Below are 20876 nucleotides of genomic sequence, written 5' to 3' on the forward strand. Positions count from 1 at the left end.
ATAACACTTTGAAGTGTAATCACCGACAGGGGGATTGGTGGAAAATATTCACACCCCACCCGAAATAATGGATGAAGCTGCCAGCGGCGCGATTTGAACTGGCTCACCATACAAGATTGTTCAATAATGTCTGTCGCAATTTTTTAACAAGTGGCTGTGGTATGAAAAAGACGGTGTTTTCGTTAGCGCTTGGCACGTTCGGTCTGGGGATGGCCGAATTTGGCATTATGGGTGTATTAACCGAGCTGGCGCGGGATGTGGGCATTACCATTCCCTCTGCCGGGAATATGATCTCATTTTATGCCTTCGGGGTAGTGATTGGCGCGCCGATTATCGCGCTCTTTTCCAGCAAGTTTTCGCTTAAAACCATTCTGTTGTTTCTGGTAACACTCTGTCTGATCGGCAATGCGATTTTTACTTTCTCCAGCTCATACACCATGCTGGCGATCGGACGGCTGGTCTCCGGCTTTCCACACGGTGCGTTCTTCGGCGTCGGCACCATTCTTCTCTCCCGCATTGCGCCCCCGGGCAAAGTGACGCTGGCGGTAGCGGGGATGATTGCCGGGATGACGGTCGCCAATCTTGCCGGCGTACCGCTTGGCACCTGGCTTGGGCACCAGTTCAGCTGGCGCTATACCTTCTTTCTGATTGCTGCATTCAATCTGCTGGTGCTGCTCTCTGTCGCCCTGTGGGTGCCGCAAACGTTCGATAAGACGCAGACCCGTCTACGGGAGCAGTTTCTCTTTCTGAAAAAGCCGGAGCCCTGGTTTATCTTTGCCGCCACCATGTTCGGCAACGCTGGGGTCTTCGCCTGGTTCAGCTTCGTTAAGCCGTTCATGATCAACGTGTCGGGCTTTTCCGAAGGGGTCATGACCGCGATCATGATGCTGATGGGGCTCGGCATGGTGCTGGGGAATCTCTTTAGCGGCAAACTGTCCGGGCGCTACAGCCCGCTGCGGATTGCAGCCTTCACCGATCTGGTCATTGTTCTCTCCCTGCTGCTGCTGTTTGCCTTCGGTGCATTCCCTGCGGCCTCGCTGGTGATGGGCTTTATCTGCTGTGCCGGGCTGTTTGCGTTGTCGGCACCGTTGCAGATCCTCCTTCTGCAGAATGCGCAGGGCGGGGAGATGCTCGGTGCGGCAGGCGGGCAGGTGGCGTTTAATCTCGGTAGCGCCATTGGGGCTTACTTTGGCGGGATGATGATTACCCTGGGCTATAGCTGGAGTTACGTCACATTACCGGCGGCGCTGCTTTCATTCTGCGCCATGTCGTCGCTATTGATTTATGGCCGTCTGAAATCGCGGCGGGGAGAGGCTAACGCACAGGCGATAGCCTAAGCAACGTGCGCGCAGCTGCCCGGCGGCGCTGCGCTTGCACGGGCCTACGTTTTCCCCGGTCTGGCTTTTGTAGGCCGGGGAAGCGAAGCGCCGCCGGGCAAAAAGCACTCACATCACGCTTTCGAGGTTTTTCAGGAAATTTTCAACCTGCTCTGACGAGGCAGTGTCTGCCTCGTAAAGAATATCCAGCGTGACATTCTTCAGGCCGCAAAAGCCGAAAACGCCTTCGACTAACTGGGTTCGTATCGCCGTCGAATAGCCGTGTTTATCAAAGCCCTTGAGATCGCTGCCCGCCGTCGCGACAAGGCGTACCGGTACATCGCGTAAGTTACCCACAATCCGACCATCTTCCGCTACCTTGTACGCCCAGTTCAGGGTGAGTACCCGATCAAACCAGCCTTTCAGCAGACCCGGAACGGACCACCAGTAGATCGGGAAGACAAACACCAGCATATCTGCCCGCTCCACGCGCTGTTGTTCACGCCGGATATCGGCAGGCGGGGCGCTGGTCTCCCGGTGATACAGCGCAAGATCGGGACGCAGCATTGCTGGTGTAAAGGCTTCAGCGTGGAGATCGGCAATCTCGACCTGCGTACCTTGTTCACGTAAGCGGGCGGCAATTCGCGCCGCCAGTGTGTGGGATAACGAATTTTCGACAGGATGAGCCGTCACGATCAGCGCATTATCTATGACATGTGTTACAGACATAACCACCTCAGCACGCAGTTAACCTGTCACTTATATTACTATTGGTAACTTAAATGTCAATCCGGCAACACCACTCATTTTGTGCTGTCGGCACAAGTGTTCAGTACGCCAAACATCGCGCCGCAGAGCATATCTTCTGCGACGTTACGGGCCAGTACCCCGTTGCTCGCGGCGGTACTAAGCGCCTCCGCCGCACCAATAATGGCCGTCAGCGCCGCTTCACCCTGCACCCCTTTCAGGGTGATATAAGGGGAGAGCGCCATGCGCAGGCAGTCTGCACATTCGGCAACGCAGGCTTCCCGAAATGTCAGAAGAGCCCGGGAGCCGGACAGGGCAGCAGCGATAGGCCCTGTCTCTGGCCCGGCGCTGATGGCGCAATCAATATAGGCGGCACTGAAAAAACTGACGGTATTTTCCAGCGTTTTATTATCGACATTCAGCGTTTCACGGAATTTTTTTAACTGCCGATCGCTGTAATCCTGATACAGCGCCATCAACAACCCTTCACGATCGCCGAAGTGATCGTAGGGAATGGGCTTGGTGACGTTTGCCCGCTCGGCCAGATAGCCCAGCGTCAGTGCCTCGGTGCCTTGCTGGCGTACGATCCCACGTGCCACTTCCAGCAACTGTACCCGTCGATCCTCTTTTCTTAACCGTTTAACGACCATATTGTCCTCGCGCCAGTGCCTACTAAAGGTAGTTTACACGGTTTATTCGCGAGGCTGTATGCTTTGCAATAATATCGCCGTCTCGTTGCTCCATACCAAATGGTTCTCTGGGTTAACATCAAACGGTTAACGCTCGCGAGGACCGCGGCGGCAGGATATGTTTCATATTACGGTGCAGAAGTGGTTAGCGGGGTGTTGTGGCCGTAGGCCCGGCAAGCGAAGCGCCGCCGGGCATGCGAGAGTTATGACCGGAAATCAATCACCATACGGCCACGGATCTGGCCTTGCTCCATCTCTTTAAAGATGGCGTTGATATCCCCCAGCGGACGCAGCGCCACTTTCGGCACCACTTTGCCTTCGGCGGCGAACTGGAAGGCTTCGGTCAGATCCTGACGGGTGCCCACCAGCGAGCCCACCACCTGAATGCCATCCAGTACCAGACGTGGAATATCAAGGCTCATTGACTCCGGCGGCAGGCCAACGGCCACCACGCGACCACCGGCACGAACGGCATCTACCGCCGAGTTAAAGGCCACTTTCGCCACCGCCGTTACCACCGCAGCGTGGGCGCCGCCGGTTTTTTCCTGGATGAATTTCGCGGCATCCTCCGTGCGGGAGTTAACCACCAGATCGGCGCCCATACTCTCGGCCAGTTTCAGCTGTTCATCATTGATATCAACCGCAATCACTTTGGCGTTGAACACATTTTTGGCGTACTGCAGCGCAAGGTTCCCCAGCCCGCCGAGGCCATAGATAGCGATCCACTGGCCAGGCTTAATCTCAGAGACTTTTACCGCTTTATAGGTGGTTACCCCGGCGCAGGTGATACTGCTGGCGGCGGCGGAGTCCAGGCCGTCCGGCACTTTTACCGCATAATCGGCGGTGACGATGCACTCTTCCGCCATCCCACCGTCCACAGAGTAACCGGCGTTCTTCACGTTTCGGCACAGGGTTTCGTTACCGGAGTTACAGTATTCGCAGTGGCCACAGCCTTCGAAAAACCATGCCACGCTGGCACGATCCCCTGGTTTGAGCGAGGTGACGCCCGGGCCAATCTCTTGTACCACACCAATGCCTTCATGCCCGAGGATCACCCCGGTTTTATCCCCAAAATCGCCGTTTTTGACGTGAAGATCGGTATGGCAGACGCCGCAGCAGTCCATCTTCAGCAGCGCTTCCCCATGTTTCAGCGGGCGCAGGGTTTTCTCGGTCACTTCTACCTGATGGTCTTTGGTCACGACAGCAGCTTTCATATGTTTCTCCATTTTCATATTGCGGATCTGCGGGGCAGGTTCGACAGAACGAAATACCCATTAAGGATTAGGTTATTTAATGATTGTGACAAGGCCATAGCAACATAATGTAATAATTTAATTGATTTTTTGCGGCCCGGGTCGCGCAAAATGAGTAATGGGCATAATAATAGAGTGGTTATTATTTCTGCAGTAAATGTGTAATGTTTCTGACATAACCAGACCGTAAGGTGTTGTCTTCTCAATAACCGAAGAGTTAAAAAGACAATGCATCTGGTAAAAAAACTTCTCGCAGTGAGCGTTCTTTTGTCCGCTTCCGTACAGGCGCAAAACATCCTCGAATTCCCTCAGCCTGACAACAACCCGGAAGAGTTCTACGCCGTCACCGAAATTCCGGCGGGCGGGATCATTAAGTATGAAACTGACGCCAAAACCGGCTTTATCATCGCCGACCGTTTCCAGTCGATGCCGGTGGCTTACCCGGCAAACTACGGCTCGCTGACCCAGTCGCTGGCGGGGGATGGCGATCCGCTGGATGTGATTTTCTACACCCGCGCGCCGATGGCCCCGGGCACCCTGATTAAACTCCGCGCCATTGGCGTGCTGAAGATGATCGATGGCGGCGAGAAAGATGACAAAATCGTGGCGGTGCCAGCCAGCAAAATTGACCCGACCTATGACGACATCAAAGAGCTGAGCGATCTGCCGAAGATTGAGCAGCAGCGCCTGGAGTCGTTCTTCCGCGTCTACAAGCAGTTGCCGGAAGGGCGCAAGTCGGTGGAACTGAACGGCTTTAACGATGCCGCCACCGCGAAGCAGGAGATCAAACAGGCATGGGATGCCTGGAAAACCCGTCAGCCGAAGTAAAAATTGCCCGGCGGCGGCTACCCGCCGGGCGATCTCCTACAGCTGCGCCGTCAGCGCGGCAATCTCCTCCAACCACTGCGCCTGAAGCTGCGGCTTCTGATGTTTAGGCTTACGCAGCAGATCCTCTTCCAGCAGTCTCTCCAGCATTATCAGCCGCTCCAACAGATCGTCAGCGGGTTCAGCCTGGCTGACGCACGGGGTAGCGGGGACCGGTTGGGCTTGTAATCCGCTCTCCTCACGCAGCCGGGCAAACACCGCGTCGGCATCGTGCCATTCGCTGAGTTGGCCCTTTTCTATCAGCCAGAAGCGGTTACAACTCTGACTGATTAACTGCCGATCGTGGCTGACCAGCAGCACGCCGCCTTCAAACTGTTGTAGCGTCTCCGCCAGCGCCTCTTTGCCTTCCATATCCAGATGGTTGGTTGGCTCATCAAGCATCAGCAGACTGAAGCGGGCCAGCGTCAGGCCAATAAAGAGCAGGCGCGAACGCTCTCCGCCGCTGAGGGTGCTGACCTTTTGCCCGTGACGCGCCCAGGCGAACCCGGCGGAGATCAGCGCCATCTTGCGATCCTGGATGTTCGGAGCGAAGGGCTCCAGAGCATCAATCAGCGTGGCGTCATCCGCCAGCTGATGCAGGGTCTGGTCGTAATAGCCCAGCGTCACGCGCGGATGGATAGTCAATCCGGCGTGGCTTGCACTGGCGATAATCTGCTGCCAGATAAGCCGCATTAACGAGGATTTACCGCAGCCGTTACGCCCGACAATGGCGACCCGATCGCCGCTTTTTAAGCGGACGTTTTCTACCGAGAAGAGCGTCGGCAGCCCTGGAGCAGGCGCCACACCCAGCCTGTCGATCTCCAGCAGACGGTCGGCCCGCAGGGCATCGCCGCGCAGGGTTAAGGTCCAGGGGCTGCCCGAGGTCAGCGCCGTCTGGCTCTCCTTCAGCCGCTCTACCTGGCGCTCCATCTGTTTGGCTTTGCGAGCCAGATCTTCGTTGTCGTAGACCTTGCCCCAGGTCGCCAGCCGTTTCGCGCTGGCGGTGACCCGGTCGATCTCCTTTTGTTCCGCTTTATGGCGCAGGGCGTCGCTCTCGTCTTTCTCTGCCAGCGCCTGACGCGCGCGGGTGCAGTGAAGGGCGAAGTAGTGCAGCGTTTTGTCGCGCAGGATCCAACTGCCGTTGGTAACGGCATCCAGGAGCTGTCTGTCGTGAGACACCAGCACAAAGCTGCCGGACCAGCGCTGGAGGAACTGTTCCAGCCACAGCAGCGTAGGCAGATCCAGGTGGTTGCTGGGTTCATCGAGCAGGAGCAGATCCGGCTCGCTAATCAGCGCCCGCGCCAGCAGCAGACGGGTATGCTGGCCGCCGCTGAGGGTCGCCGAGGGCAACGCCATATCGTCCGGGGTAAAGCCCATGCTCGCCAGCAGCGTTTCTGCCCGCCAGCGCAGGCTTTCACGCTCGGCTACCGGCAGCTGCGCCAGCACCGCATCCAGCATGGTTAACGGATAGATCGTCTCCGGAAGATGCTGTTCCACCCGCGCCATCAGGCAGTGGCCGGCCAGCGCCACCGTGCCGGAAAGCGGCGTTTCGGTGCCATCGAGGATCTTCAGCAGGGTACTTTTGCCGCAGCCGTTATCGCCCAGCAGACCAATGCGGTCGCCTTTTTTCAGGCTAAAGGTGAGGTCGTTAAACAGCGTGTCAAAGGCGGTATCAACACGAAGAGAAAGTGCAGTCAGTAATGTGCTCATTTGCTTACTCAAGAGTTACAGGCATGGAAATGCCTCGTCAATCAACGCTGACGATAACCCGGTAAGCCCGAGAGAAGGGATGTCTTAGGTGTCTTCGCTCAAGCCGAAGTTATCGCAGCACGAAACCGATAACGCTTGAGCAGGTGCGATCACCAAGGTGGAATGAAATATCAAAGATTTCATTGCACAGCATAATTAGCCTCCTTTTTATTCAGTGGGTTGATGGATGAAGCGAGTGTAGCGGGGAAGGTGTCTTTCAGCAAGGAATGTTAGTTGGTTGCATTTTAAAACCACATCATCTAGCCTTTATTTGGTTTTACTTTAAAACCAATTGAGAGGATGTGAGAGCATGAAAGTGGAAATGGCGTTATCGACAGGGGAGGCGAAACCTGCGGGTCTGTCGCGTAGCCTGGTATGGCTCTTCGCAATCGCCAGCGGAATGAGCGTGGCGAATGTCTATTTCGCACAACCGCTGCTGGATGCGCTGGCGCAGGATTTTGCTATCAGCCAGGCGGCGGTCGGCGGCGTTGTCACTGCTACCCAGGCCGGTTGTGCGCTGGCGCTGCTCTTTCTGGTGCCGTTGGGCGACGGGATGGATCGCCGTCGATTGATGATCATCCAGCTTCTGGCACTGGTGGCCGTGCTGGTGGCGGTGGGGATGGCACAATCCGCGCCTGTGCTGCTGACGGCGATGCTGGCTGTCGGCCTGCTCGGTACGGCGATGACCCAGGGGTTGATCGCTTATGCGGCGAATGCGGCTGCGTCTCACGAGCAGGGGCGTGTGGTGGGGGCGGCGCAGGGCGGAGTGTTTATTGGTTTACTGCTGGCGAGGGTTTTCGCCGGGAGCGTGAGTGATCTCGCGGGCTGGCGCGGGGTCTATTTCTGCGCAGCGGGCCTGATGCTAATGCTTGCGATCCCCCTGCTGCGAGGGCTACCTGCCACACCCGCGGTTAGCGGTACGCTCAGCTATCCGCGTCTGCTCGCCTCAATGGTGACGCTGCTTCGTCAGGAAAAGGTCTTACAGGTCAGGGGCATTCTGGCGCTGCTGATGTTTGCAGCGTTCAACATTTTCTGGAGCGCGTTGGTATTGCCCCTGAGCGCGCCACCCTTTAATTTCTCCCATACCGCCGTTGGCGCGTTTGGGCTGGTTGGGGTAATTGGTGCCCTTGCCGCAGCGCGGGCCGGGCAGTGGGCCGACCGGGGACTGGCGCAACGCACCAGCGCGATGGCGCTTCTGGCGCTGCTGCTTGCCTGGTGGCCGCTGTCGCTGATGGAGGTGTCGCTGTGGGCGCTGGTGATCGGCATCGTGTTGCTCGATCTGGGCGGTCAGGCATTGCATGTCACCAATCAGAGCCTGATCTTTCGCACCCGGCCAGAGGCGCACAGTCGGCTGGTTGGCCTCTATATGCTGTTTTACGCCGTCGGCAGCGGGCTGGGGGCGATTGGCACCACTTTTACCTGGGCTCATCTGGGCTGGCAGGGGGTCTGTTTGCTGGGGGCGATGGTCAGCCTGCTGGCGCTGGTGTTCTGGTGGGTGACGCGGGGCAGGTAAGGTGCGGTCGGTTCGCCGGGCAAGCGTAAGCGCCGCCCGGCGATGCAGGAGGTTAGATCGAAGTCCGACGGTAGCTGCGGTATTCCGGCTTCCAGAAGTTCTCGTCAATCGCCTGCTGCAGGGCGTCAGCAGAGGTTTTCACCGCCACCCCTTGCTGCTGCGCCATCTTACCCACCGCAAAAGCGATCGCTTTCGACACCACGTGAATATCCTTCAGTTCCGGCAGAACCAGCCCTTCACCGTTATTGACCAGCGGAGAGTGCTTCGCCAGGGTTTCGCTGGCGGACATCAGCATCTCATCGGTGATGCGCGAGGCACCCGAGGCGATAACGCCAAGGCCAATCCCCGGGAAGATATAGGAGTTGTTGCACTGGGCGATGGGGTAGATTTTGTCCTTCCAGACCACTGGCGCAAACGGGCTGCCGGTGGCGACCAGCGCATTGCCTTCGGTCCAGGCGATGATGTCCTGCGGGGTGGCTTCCACGCGCGAGGTCGGGTTCGACAGCGGCATCACGATTGGGCGGGCGCAGTATTTATGCATCTCGCGGATGATCTCTTCCGTGAAGAGCCCGGTCTGGCCGGAAACGCCGATCAGAATGTCCGGCTTCACGTTGCGGACCACATCCAGCAGTGAAAGCACTTCGTTATCGGTATCCCAGTTTTTGAGGTTCTCGCGCTTTTGCACCAGTTTGGTCTGGAACGGCAACAGGTTCGGCATGGCGTCGGTCAGCAGGCCGAAGCGGTCGACCATAAAGACGCGGGAACGCGCCAGCTCTTCGCTGAGCCCTTCGCGCTGGGTCTGGGCGATGATCTGCTCGGCAATGCCGCACCCGGCGGAACCGGCGCCGAGGAAGACGATCTTCTGGTAGCTGAGCTGGTTGCCCGCCGCGCGGCTGGCCGCAATCAGCGTGCCGACCGTTACCGCTGCGGTGCCCTGAATATCATCATTAAAGGAGCAGATTTCGTCGCGATAGCGATTCAGCAGCGGCATGGCGTTTTTCTGGGCGAAATCTTCAAATTGAAGCAATACGTCCGGCCAGCGGTGTTTTACCGCCTGGATGAAATCATCCACGAACTGATAGTACTCGTCGTCGGTGATGCGCGGGTGGCGCCAGCCCATATAGAGCGGATCGTTGAGCAACTGCTGGTTATTGGTACCCACATCCAGTACCACCGGCAGGGTGTAGGCCGGGCTGATGCCGCCGCAGGCGGTGTAGAGCGACAGCTTACCGATCGGAATGCCCATTCCGCCGATCCCCTGATCGCCGAGTCCCAGAATACGTTCCCCGTCGGTTACGACGATCACTTTGATGTTATGGTTGGAGACGTTCTGCAGAATGTCATCCATGTTGTGACGGTTCTGATAGGAGATAAACACGCCCCGTGAGCGGCGATAGATTTCCGAGAAACGTTCGCAGGCGGCGCCGACGGTTGGGGTGTAGATCACCGGCATCATCTCGTCGAGATGGTTTTGCACCAGGCGGTAGAAGAGGGTTTCGTTGGTGTCCTGGATATTGCGCAGGTAGATATGTTTATCGATCTCGGTTTTGAATCCCTGGTACTGGATCCACGCGCGTTCGGCCTGTTCTTCAATGGTTTCGACCACTTCCGGCAGCAGGCCCAGCAGGTTGAAGTTGCTGCGCTCTTCCATGCTGAAGGCGCTGCCCTTGTTCAGGAGGGGAAACTCCAGCAGTACCGGACCGGCGTAAGGAATATAGAGGGAGCGATTTTTTTTGGCTTTGTTGTCCATGTTACTCACTTAATTTTTTGGAAATCCGTCCCTGGCACTGGTGTTGATCATTGTCGCTGTCGTGCCCGCAGGGGATGTCAGGCGCATAGTATAGAGGAGGTGAATGTTAAAAACTGCAACATACAAATAAAAACACCATCGGTTTTGCCGATGGTGTCGGGGATCTTTAGGGAGAACTTACTTTGGTTGCTGGCGTTTTCTGCCGGTGGCGTGGGTGACCTGCGTTTCGCTGCCTCCCTCAATGACCACTTTGCGCTGGTTAGACACCTTGTAGTTCATTCCCAGAATATGGCGTGCCTGACGGTTCGATTTCATATTGACTCCTCCATCCTGTTGATAGTGATAAGGTGATCGAAATATAACCCTTAAGGTTGCCTCTCCAGCATAGCAGGTTTTCAGAAACTGTCGTGCTGGCCGCTTACGACGTAGTTAATGGTTTGCTGGTAGATATCACTGAGGATGTCATTGTCTGAGGCTTCTACCCACTTTGTCAGTTCCATTAAAATGTCATCTTCAGTGACCGCGCCCATTTCAGCGCGTAAACCCTGTGCGATAGCGTTAACCAATTCCGGCTGTGCGGATGTCGTATTTGCAGAATAATAATTAAACATGTTGCCTCCGTGTCGTTTTCTGTTTAATGGTCCGGCTCGCAAAAACATCGTGATATTCAGAATGACAAATATTTTTGCCGCTGTGTTTAAGAATCCTCTCAGAAATATTGCTGTCATAAAATCATGCTTTTTCATGATCTTAGAAAATAGAATATATTCTTTAGACTCCTTAAAAATAATCCTGTGTCAGTTGGCCCCGAATTAAATATTATTGAAGACAGATTTAAATTACACGGAAAAATCCTGGTTGCAATAGTCATAACCTCTCCGATTTCACAGATTAATCCTGATATATCACACTTTCGGGCTCTCTCTTCAGCGTGGTCTATACTGAAGGCTTTGTAAGCCAACAAGGAGAGCAAGAATGACAATTCATAAGCACGGTTCAGCACACTGGTCTGGTGATATTAAACGCGGCAAGGGGACGGTTTCGACTGAGAGCGGCGTTCTTAATCAGCAACCTTACGGCTTCAATACCCGCTTTGAAGGGGAAAAAGGCACCAACCCGGAAGAGTTGATTGGTGCTGCGCATGCGGCCTGTTTCTCTATGGCCCTGTCGTTGATGCTGGGTGAGGCGGGCTATACTGCGGATTCCATTGATACCAATGCAGATGTCTCTCTGGATAAAACCGACAGCGGTTTTACCATCAGCAAAGTCGCTCTGCAGAGCAAAGTAACCGTTCCGGGCATCGACCCGCAGCAGTTTGACGGCATTATCCAGAAAGCGAAAGCGGGATGCCCGGTTTCACAGCTGCTGAAAGCGGAAATCACCCTCGACTATCAGCTGAACTGATTGTCCTGCCGGGCGTTGCGCCCGGCTATCCCTTCACCGCGGCGGGAAAGACCTCCGCCAGCCACGCGATAAATATCCTCAGACGATGCGTCATATGCCGGTTTTGCGGATAAACCACGTAAAATGGGTAGTGCGGCGGGCGCCACCTGTCGAGGATCTCTACCAGCGTGCCCGCTTCCAGCAGTGCGCCTGCTGAGTAACGAAACGTCTGTATTATCCCCATCCCGGCCACCGCTGCCGCCAGATGACCGTTGCTCTCGTTCACACCTATATGATGCACCAGATTAATGTCGCGGATCTCATTCTCATGGGTAAAGCGAAACGGCACGGCGCGTCCGGTTACTGGCGACAGGTAACTTACCAGCTTATGGCCGTTGCGCAGCTCCTCCGGATAAGCGGGGATCCCGTACTGCTTCAGATAGCCCGGTGTGGCACAGGTGACCATCTCTGCATTGCCAATATGCCGGGCAATAAGCGAAGAGTCCTCCAGCGCGCCGCCGCGGATAACGCAGTCCACGTTGCCGCTGATCAGATCCACTGGCCGGTCGGCCACACCAAGATCGATACGGATAGCGGGGTAGCGGCGTATAAAATCCGGCAGCGCAGGGATCAGCACGTCTCGCGCCGTAGAGCCGCCCACATCGATGCGGAGGTGCCCCTGGGGCTGCTGTTTCGCCTGGCTGAAAGAAGTGTCTATCTCTTCGATATCAATCAGCACCCGGCGGGCTTTTTCGTAATAGTCCTGGCCCTCTGGCGTCGCCGTCACCCGGCGGGTTGTGCGTTGCAGCAGCCGCACGTCCAGATGGGCCTCCAGCGCTTTCACCAGCTTGCTGAGGCTGGCGATGGGCATATTCAGTGAGTCCGCCGCCCGGGTAAAGCTGCCGGTTTCTACCACGCGCGTAAAGGCGCGCATGGCCTGTAATTGATCCATAGAGGGGCGCTCCGCCACAGAGATTATTCCCACAGGGAAAAAGTGATTTCCATTTTTGCTAATTTTTCACTAATGCCGCAAGGGCTACAGTGCTTCCACACCAACAATGTGGAAGGAAAAGCAAAATGAACACAGCATTAACAGGTAAAATCGCACTCGTCACCGGCGGCACCAGCGGCATCGGTCTGGCAACGGCAAAAGAGCTGCAAGCCCAGGGGGCGAAGGTCTATATCACCGGTCGCCGCCAGGCGGAGCTGGACAACGCCATCGCCACCCTCGGCGGGCAGGTCACCGGCATTCGCGCCGACGCCTCCGTACTCGCCGATCTTGATACCGTTTATGCCCAAATTGCCGAACAGTCCGGGCGGCTGGATGTGCTGTTCGCGAACGCCGGCGGGGGCGATATGCTGCCTCTGGGGGCGATAACCGAAGAACAGTTCGACCGCATTTTTGCCACCAACGTCCGCGGCGTACTGTTTACCGTTCAAAAAGCGCTGCCGCTGCTGACCGACAAAGCCTCGGTGATCCTGACCGGCTCCACGGTCTCCATTAAAGGTACCGCTAACTTCAGCGTCTATAGCGCCAGCAAGGCGGCGGTAAGAAACTTCGCCCGCTCCTGGGCGCTGGATTTGCAGGGGCGCGGTATCCGGGTGAACGTGGTCAGCCCGGGCCCGATTAAAACCCCGGGGCTGGGAGAACTGGTGCCAGAAGATCAGCGGCAGGGGCTGTTTGATGCCTTAGCCGCTACGGTACCGATGGGGCGTATTGGCGAGCCGGAAGAGGTGGGGAAAGCGGTGGCGTTCCTCGCCTCCGATGCCGCCAGCTTCATCAACGCCGTCGAGCTGTTTGTGGACGGCGGGATGGCGCAAATCTGACGCAAACAGGACTGACTGAACGTGCCGCGGACGGCATGTCTGTCTGCAACAACAAGGATGTTTCTCTACTTTATAGCATCAATAAGCATTCACACTGATTATTTTTGAGCCGAATCGATCTTTTCTGAATATATCCTCGTAATACTATTAGGCCACGAATGTAATTTATGCTAAACAATAGCTTAAAAGCCCTAACATTCGAACAGGAACACTAGCTGTGCTGACGACTCTTATTTATAAAAGCCAGTTAAATCCATCCTGCCAATCATTATCTCTTATTTCACTTGTTGAAAAAGCCAGGCAGCGGAATTCCGCCCTGGATGTGGCGGGCATTTTGCTGTTTAACGGCGTCGACTTTTTGCAGATCCTTGAAGGATCGGAAGAGGTCATTGAAAAACTGTTTTGTAAGATCCGTAGCGACAAACGCCATCACAGCGTGGTAGAGCTGATGCGCGATTATGGCCCGCACAGACGCTTCGAAAATGTCGGCATGCTACTCTTCGACCTGCTGGTTGATAGCCAGAAATCGGTGCTCTCATCGGTGCTGCGCTACAGCAAGCTGGACTACTATCTGGCAGCGCAGGATCGGGTGTTCAAGTTTATTCAGTCGTTTATTACCCGGGAACAGCCCACCCGCGACCGGACGGTCTTCCTGCCGGAGAGATGGAGACTGGCCCCGGAGCATGCCCCGTTTGGGCAAGGCATCAACGCGCTCATCGAAAATCAGGTCTGCCAGTTTGCCCTGCAACCCATTATTGAACCCACCGAGGGGAAAATCTCCTCGCTGGAGGCGTTAATTCGCGGTAACGACGGAGGAAGTCCGGAACGCTTCTTTAGCGCCATCGATCAGGACAAAATGTACGAAGTGGATCTCCAGACGAAGGCATATGCTTTTGCCCTGGCGGAGAAAATCGGCATCGGCAATCATAAAATCGCCGTCAATCTGCTGCCGATGTCGCTGGTGAATGTCCCTGGTGCTGTTGATTTTCTGATGGACCAGATCCTCATCCACGGCCTGCAGCCGGAGCAGGTGGTGATTGAAGTCACCGAAAACGAAATGATCTCCGGGTTCAACCAGTTTAACAGCGCCATTAAGCAGCTTCGGGCGGCAGGTATTGGCCTGGCGATCGATGATTTTGGCTCCGGGTATGCCGGGCTGTCGCTGTTAACCCGTTTCCAGCCGGATAAGCTCAAAATCGACCGTGAGATTGTCAGCGACATCCATTTGAGCGGCCCGAAGCAGGCAATTGTGAAGTCGATTATCAGCTGTTGTACAGACCTTGAAATTGCGCTGGTGGCCGAGGGCATTGAGAAGATCGACGAGTGGTGCTGGCTGGAGTCGGCTGGCATTAAGCGTTTTCAGGGCTTTCTCTTCTCCCGGCCAAAATTAAACGGGGTAGGAGAGATCCACTGGCCGCAGTTGTCCAGCCACCTTTCCTGAGCGATTAAATATTCAGCAATAAGGATTGGGTAAATAGTTGAATATTTACAATGCTTCGCAGGTTAAATTATTAGCAAATATTTTGTAATGCAGTGATTTTAATAAATTTAATGTTTTTTCGGCTTTTTTATTAATAAATAACTTTAACTCAATGTTAATTTTGCGCTGCCGATAATACCTCAGACCGTATTGTTTCTGAGGTATTTATGTCATTAAAAAAGTCGTCTCTTGCCATCCTGCTTGCCCTGCTGTTTTTCTTTGTCGCCAGTGCCGCAACTAACGTCTGGCTGGCCATTAAAAGCAACAACTCCCTGGATAACGTGAATAAAGAGATTCAGGTGGTGTTATCCATTATCGATCCCATTAACCATAGCCGTACCCTGCGCGTGCGGGTTATGGAGTATATGAAACAGGTGGAAAGTGGCGACACCACCGGTCTCGATGAGAAGCTGGCCTCCGTTAAGCTGGCTCTGACCAAAGCCGATGGCGCCTTCGCCGCGTTTAATGACGCCCCCCGCCTGGCGGACGAAGCGCCGCTGGTGAAAAACTATAATGACGGCTGGCTGGCCTACCGCGATCGTGGCCTGGTGCCGCTGATTGAGGCGGCTTCCGCCCATGACAAGGCAAAGTTTGATGCGCTGATCCCGCAGATTTCTGGCCTCGACCGCCAGTACGAAATTGTCCTCGATCAGGTGCTATCGGTGCACCAGAAATACGCGAAACAGTTAAATGATGATGCGCGGACGCAGTTTTCATCCGGCTTAACCATCATTATTGCTTTTGCCGCCCTGTTTGTGGTGGTCATTGTCGGGGTGAGCGTGCTGATGAAGCGGTTTGTCTTCGCGCCGATTCATCTTGCCCGTGAGCACTGCAGTCAGATCGCCGCCGGTAAATTAACGGAAGCGGTACCGCAGAAAACCGGATCGAACAATGAGATCGACCTGCTGATGGGCTCGATGGAGGAGATGCGTCTGGCCCTGCTGGATACCGTCTCTCAGGTACGTGCCGCCTGCCATACCGTTAACCACGCCTCGCAGGAGATTGCCTCCGGCAATATCGACCTGGCTTCCCGTACCGAGCAGCAGGCTGCCGCCCTGACGGAAACGGCCGCCAGCATGGAGCAGCTGAGCGCGACGGTTGCCAATAATACCGAGAACGTCAACCAGGCAGGTAAGCTGGTGCAGGATGCGGTGAACAACGCCCGTACCGGGGAGGCCGTGACCCGCGAGGTGATCGAAACCATGAACACCATCGCCGCCAACTCTCAGCGCATCGAAGATATCACCAGCGTCATTAACAGCATCGCCTTCCAGACCAACATTCTGGCGCTGAATGCCGCCGTTGAAGCGGCGCGCGCCGGAACTCAGGGGCGTGGATTTGCGGTGGTGGCGACTGAAGTGCGCACTCTGGCGCAGAAAAGCGCCGTGGCGGCGAAGGATATTGAGAACCTCATCGCCCAGTCGGTTTCCAGCGTGAAAAACGGTTCGCAGCTGGTGAATCGCTCGGGTGAGGTCATTCATGCCATCATCACCTCGGTGAACAAAGTCAACGCGCTGATGGAACAGATTCAGGTGGCGTCCGAAGAGCAGAGCCGCGGCATTGGTCAGGTAGGGCAGGCCGTGACCGAAATGGATGGCGTGACCCAGCAGAACGCCGCGCTGGTGCAGGAGTCTGCGGCGGCAGCGGCTTCGCTGGAAGAGCAAGCCAGACACCTCACCCAAAGTATTGCCAGCTTCCGCCTTCCGGAACCAGCATAAGGCAATGTCTGATTGCCCGGCAGCGCTGCGCTTGCCGGGCCTGCAGTTTTATCGTTCGTAGGCCGGGTAAGGCGCAGCCGCCACCCGGCGATACCCTGACCACACCTTTTCCTGCCGCTTCGTCGTGACCCATCTCACATTAATTTCCTGGTCTATGCTTGATGTGCATGCGCGGCGGATTGCCGCCGCACTTTCTCTTTTTCCCTCTGCGTAACGATAAACGTTAAGCACCCTGAGGAACACGGGTCAAACGAGGTGGTGGAATGACAGCTAAATCTATTACGTATTGGGGTTGTGAACACATTGATGCTAACACGGTTCGCTTCCATCTATGGGCCAGCGGTCAGGAGCAGGTCTCCCTGCGCCTCAACGACGAAACGCTGGCGATGCACCCGACCGGTGACGGCGGATTTGAACTGACGGTTGACTACGTCAAACCCGGTTCACCCTACAGTTATATTCTGGCAGACGGCACTGCGGTGCCGGATCCCGCCTCCCGCGCCCAGCAAGGGGATGTCAACGGTCCTTCGCTGGTGTGCGATCCCGACAGCTATGTCTGGCGCAATACTGAATGGCAGGGCCGACGCTGGGAAGAGAGCGTGGTCTATGAGCTGCATATCGGTACCTTTACCCCGGAAGGCACCTTCCGCGCGGCAGCCGACAAGCTGCCGTATCTGGCCTCGCTGGGTATCACAATGATTGAACTGATGCCCGTATCGCAGGCCGGAGGCAATCGCAACTGGGGCTATGACGGAGTGCTGCTCTATGCCCCGCACAGCGCCTACGGTACGCCAGATGAGCTGAAAGCCTTTGTGGATACCGCTCACGGACTGGGACTGTCGGTGGTGCTGGATATTGTGCTGAACCATTTTGGTCCGGAGGGAAACTACCTCCCGCGCCTCTCCCCGGACTTTTTCCATCCGGAGCGAATGACCCCCTGGGGAAATGGCATCGCCTACGATGTGGCCCCCGTGCGCCAGTTTATGATCGGCGTGCCGCTGTACTGGCTGGAGGCGTTCCGCTTCGATGGATTGCGCTTCGACGCCATCGATCACATTGCAGATTCGTCTGAAAAACATATCCTGGTTGAAATTGCTGAACGCATCCGGGCGCAGATAACCGATCGCCCGATCCATCTCACCACGGAAGACAACCGCAACATTATCTCGTTGCATCCTTACGGTGAGGATGGCTCCCCGTCGCTTTATACCGCCGAATGGAATGACGATCTGCACAATGCCATTCACGTCCTGGCCAGCGGGGAAACCCACGCCTGGTACCGGGACTTTGCGCATCAGCCGGAAAAATGGGTCGCCCGGGCGCTGGCGGAAGGGTTTGCCTATCAGGGCGAAATCACTCCCCGGGACCGGGAGCCACGCGGGGTTAAAAGCATCGACCAGCCGCCGGTGGCCTTTGTCGACTTTATCCAGAATCACGACCAGGTGGGTAACCGGGCGCAGGGGGATCGTCTGCTCTCCCTTATCGGGGAGGATCGCACCCGGGTGCTGCTGGCCGCGCTGCTGCTGTCGCCGCATATCCCGCTCATGTTTATGGGCGAGGAGTTCGGCGAAACCCGGCCATTCCTTTTCTTTACCGATTTTCACGGTGATCTTGCGCGGGCGGTACGGGAAGGACGGGCGAAGGAGTTCGCCGACCATGCCAGCCACCAGGAGGAGGGCGTGCCCGATCCGAATGCGCTGGAGACCTTTACACGATCGAAACTCGACTGGGACAAAGTTAACCAGCCGGAGGGGGAAAGCTGGTTGAGCTTTACCCGTCACCTGTTGCAGCTGCGTCAGCAGGTGATTGTGCCGCTGCTGGCAACCGCCCGCAACGGTGGGGGCAAGGTGCTGGACCTGGCACCCGGCTGCGTGGCAGTCACCTGGACGTTTCCACGGGGAACCCTGTCGCTGGCGTTTAACGTCGGCGGCCATACGGAGGCGTTGCCCGATCTGCCGGGTGAAACCCTCTTTGCCTGGCCTGAGATCCATACCGAATTACGGCCCGACACCCTTATTGTCCGCTTTGCCCCTGGAGAACCAACCTGATGATCCCCACAGCGACCTGGCGTATCCAGTTTCGTAATGGCATGACGTTCGATCGTGCCGCCAGTCTGGTGCCCTATCTGCAACAACTTGGCATCAGCCATCTGTATGCCTCGCCGATTTTTACCGCTGCCCGTGATTCGACCCACGGTTATGACGTGACCGACGCCAATGAGATCGACCCGGCCATTGGTGGCCGCGCCGGATTTGAACGGCTGGTCAGTGCCCTTAAGGCGGCTGGCCTGGGGCTGATTCTCGATATCGTCCCGAACCATATGTCCACCTCGCTGGAAAACGCCTGGTGGCGTGATGTGATTGAACATGGCGAGAAGAGCCGCTATGCCCGTCACTTTGATATCGACTGGTCCCGCCGCCTGACGCTGCCGTTTCTGGGCGATGACTTTGACGTGGTACTGGCAAACGGGGAGATCAGCATCCAGCGCGATCCCAACACCGGTAAACCGGCGCTGGCCGTTTATGACAACTTCTATCCGCTCACCCCGGAGAGCTGGATGGGGCGCGAGGAAGAGGTTCTGAACCTGCGCGAGCCTGAGGCGATTGCACGCCTGCATGACCAGCAGCCGTGGCGGCTCAGCAGCTGGCGCGACGCCCCGCGGGATCTCTCCTGGCGGCGCTTCTTCGAGATCACCGGTCTGGTGGGTGTGCGCGTTGAGGACGACGCGGTCTTTGATGACAGCCATGCCCTGATCCTGGCCCTGGTGCGGTCGGGGGCGGTGGACGGGCTGCGCATCGATCATGTGGATGGTCTGGCCGACCCGCGCGCTTACCTGCAACGTTTGCGGCAGGAGGCGGGAGCCGATTGCTACATCACGGTAGAGAAGATCCTCAGTAAAGGGGAGAACCTCCCCGCAGACTGGCCCATCTCCGGCACGACCGGGTATGAATTCATCGCCTCGCTCTCGGAAGTGCTGGTGGATGACGACAAAATCGACAGCCTGCGTCAGGCCTACGACGCGGTGGTGGGTAGCCCGGTGGACATGCACGCTGAACTGCGTGCGGCGCGCCTGCTGATGGTGGATCGCAATTTCGCCGGGGAGTTCTCCACGCTGCTGACGCTGGCCAAAAAACTGGCGCAGGTGGAGGGGGTGGCGATTGATGAAGAGCTGCTGCGCCTGGCGCTGCGGGAGCTGCTGGTGGCCTTCCCGGTCTATCGCACCTATGGCACCGCGCAGGGGATGTCCGGCGCGGATATCCGGCTGCTACAAAACGTGCTGACCCACGTTAACGCCGACCCGGACGCGCTCACGCTGTTGACCCGTATCCTGACCGGCGAGGTCAGCGATGAGGCCCGCGATACCGCCAGCCAGTTCCGCACCCGTTTCCAGCAGCTGACCGGGCCGCTGATGGCGAAATCCGTTGAAGACACGCTCTTTTTCCGTCAGCACATGGATCTGGCGCTTAACGAAGTCGGGGCCGAACCGGTGCCGCGCGCCTTCTCACTGACACGTTTCCATACCGAAATGACGGCGCGGCGTGAACGCCAGCCGGATGCGCTCTCGGGCACCTCAACCCACGACACCAAGCGCGGGGAAGATGCCCGCGCCCGGCTCTATACCCTGACCGAAGCGCCGCAGGTATGGGCCGAGTGCGTGGCCCGCTGGCAGCAACTCAACCAGACCCATGTCCGCTTTCTGAACGATGGCACCGCGCCGCGAGCCGCTGACACCTGGATGTTATATCAGGCGCTGGCGGGGGTCTGGCCACCCGCACTCGATCCCCAGGATTCGGCGGGTCTGAATGCGCTGGAAGCGCGCTTCCTGGCTTTTGTGGAGAAAGCCCTGCGCGAGGCCAAGCTGCGTACCGACTGGGTAGACAGCAACGAAGCCTATGAGACGGTGGTGCTGGAGTATGCCCGCCATCTGCTCTCGCCGGACAATCAGGATTTTCTGCGCGACTTCAGCACCTCGTTACGCCCGTTTATCCGCGCCGGGCTGGTAAACAGCCTGAGCCAGACGGTGATCAAACTGACCGCTCCGGGCGTACCGGATGTTTATCAGGGCAGCGAGGGGCTCAACTTTAGCCTCGTCGACCCCGATAACCGCCGCGAGCCGGATTTCGCGCAGCTCAGCCAGCAGCTCAACAGCGCTGATGTGCATACCGCCTCCCGTGAGGCGAGCTGGCTCGACGGCCAGCTTAAGGTGTATGTCACCAGCACGCTGCTGAATCTGCGCCAGCGTAAACCGGCGCTGTTCCGCTTGGGCAGCTATGTCGCGTTGCTGACCCGGGGGGAAAGGGCGGACAAAGCTATCGCCTTTGCCCGCGTGGATGACGACGACGTATTGATCGTGGTCGCCCCACGGCTGGCGTTTGCCAGCGCCGCACAGACGTTTCCACTGACCGGCGCGGCACTGTGGGGCGATACGGAGGTTGTCTTGCCTGCTGAACTGGCCGGGCGTCGCTATCAGGACTGTTTCAGCGGTGAAATCGTTATACCGGGCGAAAGCCTGAAGTTACATGATGCACAGGATTGCTGGCGGGTGTTACTGGCCTGCGGCTAATAATGATGGTTCGAGGGAGAGAT

General features: G+C 56.9%; 17 protein-coding genes. 9 read left to right on the forward strand and 8 right to left on the reverse strand.

Annotated features, from left to right (window positions below):
- The first annotated feature begins 161 nt into the window (after positions 1-161).
- Positions 162-1337 carry an MFS transporter AraJ gene (gene araJ / locus B3X29_RS06370; RefSeq protein WP_156654499.1) on the forward strand — a complete coding sequence of 392 codons (1176 nt, stop codon included), beginning with the start codon at positions 162-164 and terminating at the stop codon, positions 1335-1337.
- Between the two features lie 108 nt (positions 1338-1445).
- Here araJ and B3X29_RS06375 read toward each other — a convergent pair whose 3' ends face one another.
- The 3 genes from B3X29_RS06375 to adhP all read right to left on the reverse strand — a co-directional run bounded on the left by B3X29_RS06375 (position 1446) and on the right by adhP (position 3966).
- The gene (locus B3X29_RS06375; RefSeq protein WP_159338877.1) at positions 1446-2045 is read right to left on the reverse strand and encodes an NAD(P)H-dependent oxidoreductase; all 600 of its coding nucleotides are present in this window, start codon (positions 2043-2045) and stop codon (positions 1446-1448) included.
- A gap of 74 nt (positions 2046-2119) precedes the next feature.
- Complete coding sequence (locus B3X29_RS06380; protein ID WP_159338878.1) at positions 2120-2713, reverse strand: TetR/AcrR family transcriptional regulator; 594 nt, start codon at positions 2711-2713, stop codon at positions 2120-2122.
- A gap of 242 nt (positions 2714-2955) precedes the next feature.
- A complete protein-coding gene (gene adhP / locus B3X29_RS06385; RefSeq protein ID WP_103179622.1) occupies positions 2956-3966 on the reverse strand; it encodes an alcohol dehydrogenase AdhP in 1011 nt (336 codons plus the stop codon).
- 267 nt (positions 3967-4233) lie between these two features.
- On the opposite strand from adhP, the gene B3X29_RS06390 reads away from it, so the two are divergent.
- Positions 4234-4833, forward strand: coding sequence for an inorganic diphosphatase (locus B3X29_RS06390; RefSeq protein WP_159338881.1), 600 nt, complete (start codon positions 4234-4236; stop codon positions 4831-4833).
- A gap of 36 nt (positions 4834-4869) precedes the next feature.
- On the opposite strand, the gene B3X29_RS06395 is transcribed toward B3X29_RS06390, so the two are convergent.
- Positions 4870-6579 (reverse strand): ABC-F family ATP-binding cassette domain-containing protein, encoded by a 1710-nt coding sequence (locus B3X29_RS06395; RefSeq protein WP_159338882.1) that lies wholly within the window; start codon positions 6577-6579, stop codon positions 4870-4872.
- Positions 6580-6928: 349 nt separating this feature from the next.
- Between B3X29_RS06395 and B3X29_RS06400 the strand changes: the two genes are divergently transcribed.
- Entirely contained in the window at positions 6929-8131 is a 1203-nt protein-coding gene (locus B3X29_RS06400) for an MFS transporter (protein ID WP_159338884.1), read from the forward strand.
- Positions 8132-8183: 52 nt separating this feature from the next.
- Here B3X29_RS06400 and B3X29_RS06405 read toward each other — a convergent pair whose 3' ends face one another.
- The 3 genes from B3X29_RS06405 to bdm all read right to left on the reverse strand — a co-directional run bounded on the left by B3X29_RS06405 (position 8184) and on the right by bdm (position 10492).
- Positions 8184-9881: an NAD-dependent malic enzyme gene (locus B3X29_RS06405; protein ID WP_103179618.1), complete on the reverse strand. Its 1698-nt coding sequence runs from the start codon at positions 9879-9881 to the stop codon at positions 8184-8186.
- A gap of 177 nt (positions 9882-10058) precedes the next feature.
- Positions 10059-10196: a stationary-phase-induced ribosome-associated protein gene (gene sra, locus B3X29_RS06410; protein WP_103179617.1), complete on the reverse strand. Its 138-nt coding sequence runs from the start codon at positions 10194-10196 to the stop codon at positions 10059-10061.
- Positions 10197-10276: 80 nt separating this feature from the next.
- Positions 10277-10492, reverse strand: a complete 216-nt coding sequence (bdm, locus tag B3X29_RS06415; RefSeq protein ID WP_139565102.1) for a biofilm-dependent modulation protein — start codon at positions 10490-10492, stop codon at positions 10277-10279.
- Between the two features lie 364 nt (positions 10493-10856).
- Between bdm and B3X29_RS06420 the strand changes: the two genes are divergently transcribed.
- The gene (locus B3X29_RS06420) at positions 10857-11285 is read left to right on the forward strand and encodes an OsmC family protein (RefSeq protein ID WP_103179616.1); all 429 of its coding nucleotides are present in this window, start codon (positions 10857-10859) and stop codon (positions 11283-11285) included.
- Between the two features lie 25 nt (positions 11286-11310).
- Here the strand turns inward: B3X29_RS06420 and B3X29_RS06425 are convergent, their stop codons facing one another.
- Positions 11311-12216 (reverse strand): LysR family transcriptional regulator, encoded by a 906-nt coding sequence (locus B3X29_RS06425; protein ID WP_159338886.1) that lies wholly within the window; start codon positions 12214-12216, stop codon positions 11311-11313.
- Between the two features lie 125 nt (positions 12217-12341).
- Between B3X29_RS06425 and B3X29_RS06430 the strand changes: the two genes are divergently transcribed.
- The 5 genes from B3X29_RS06430 (at position 12342) to treY (ending at position 20853) form a co-directional block, all read left to right on the forward strand.
- The gene (locus B3X29_RS06430) at positions 12342-13091 is read left to right on the forward strand and encodes an SDR family oxidoreductase (protein WP_159338888.1); all 750 of its coding nucleotides are present in this window, start codon (positions 12342-12344) and stop codon (positions 13089-13091) included.
- Positions 13092-13308: 217 nt separating this feature from the next.
- The gene (locus B3X29_RS06435; RefSeq protein ID WP_290513034.1) at positions 13309-14532 is read left to right on the forward strand and encodes a diguanylate phosphodiesterase; all 1224 of its coding nucleotides are present in this window, start codon (positions 13309-13311) and stop codon (positions 14530-14532) included.
- Positions 14533-14738: 206 nt separating this feature from the next.
- Positions 14739-16289 carry a methyl-accepting chemotaxis protein gene (locus tag B3X29_RS06440; protein ID WP_159338892.1) on the forward strand — a complete coding sequence of 517 codons (1551 nt, stop codon included), beginning with the start codon at positions 14739-14741 and terminating at the stop codon, positions 16287-16289.
- A gap of 263 nt (positions 16290-16552) precedes the next feature.
- On the forward strand, positions 16553-18337 hold the full coding sequence (gene treZ, locus B3X29_RS06445; protein WP_159338894.1) for a malto-oligosyltrehalose trehalohydrolase: 1785 nt from the start codon (positions 16553-16555) through the stop codon (positions 18335-18337).
- A complete protein-coding gene (gene treY, locus B3X29_RS06450) occupies positions 18337-20853 on the forward strand; it encodes a malto-oligosyltrehalose synthase (protein ID WP_159338896.1) in 2517 nt (838 codons plus the stop codon). Before treZ ends, treY begins: the two co-directional genes overlap by 1 nt.
- The last annotated feature ends 23 nt before the right edge of the window (positions 20854-20876 follow it).

Source organism: Leclercia sp. UBA5076 (assembly GCF_002416465.1).
Taxonomy (GTDB): domain Bacteria; phylum Pseudomonadota; class Gammaproteobacteria; order Enterobacterales; family Enterobacteriaceae; genus Enterobacter.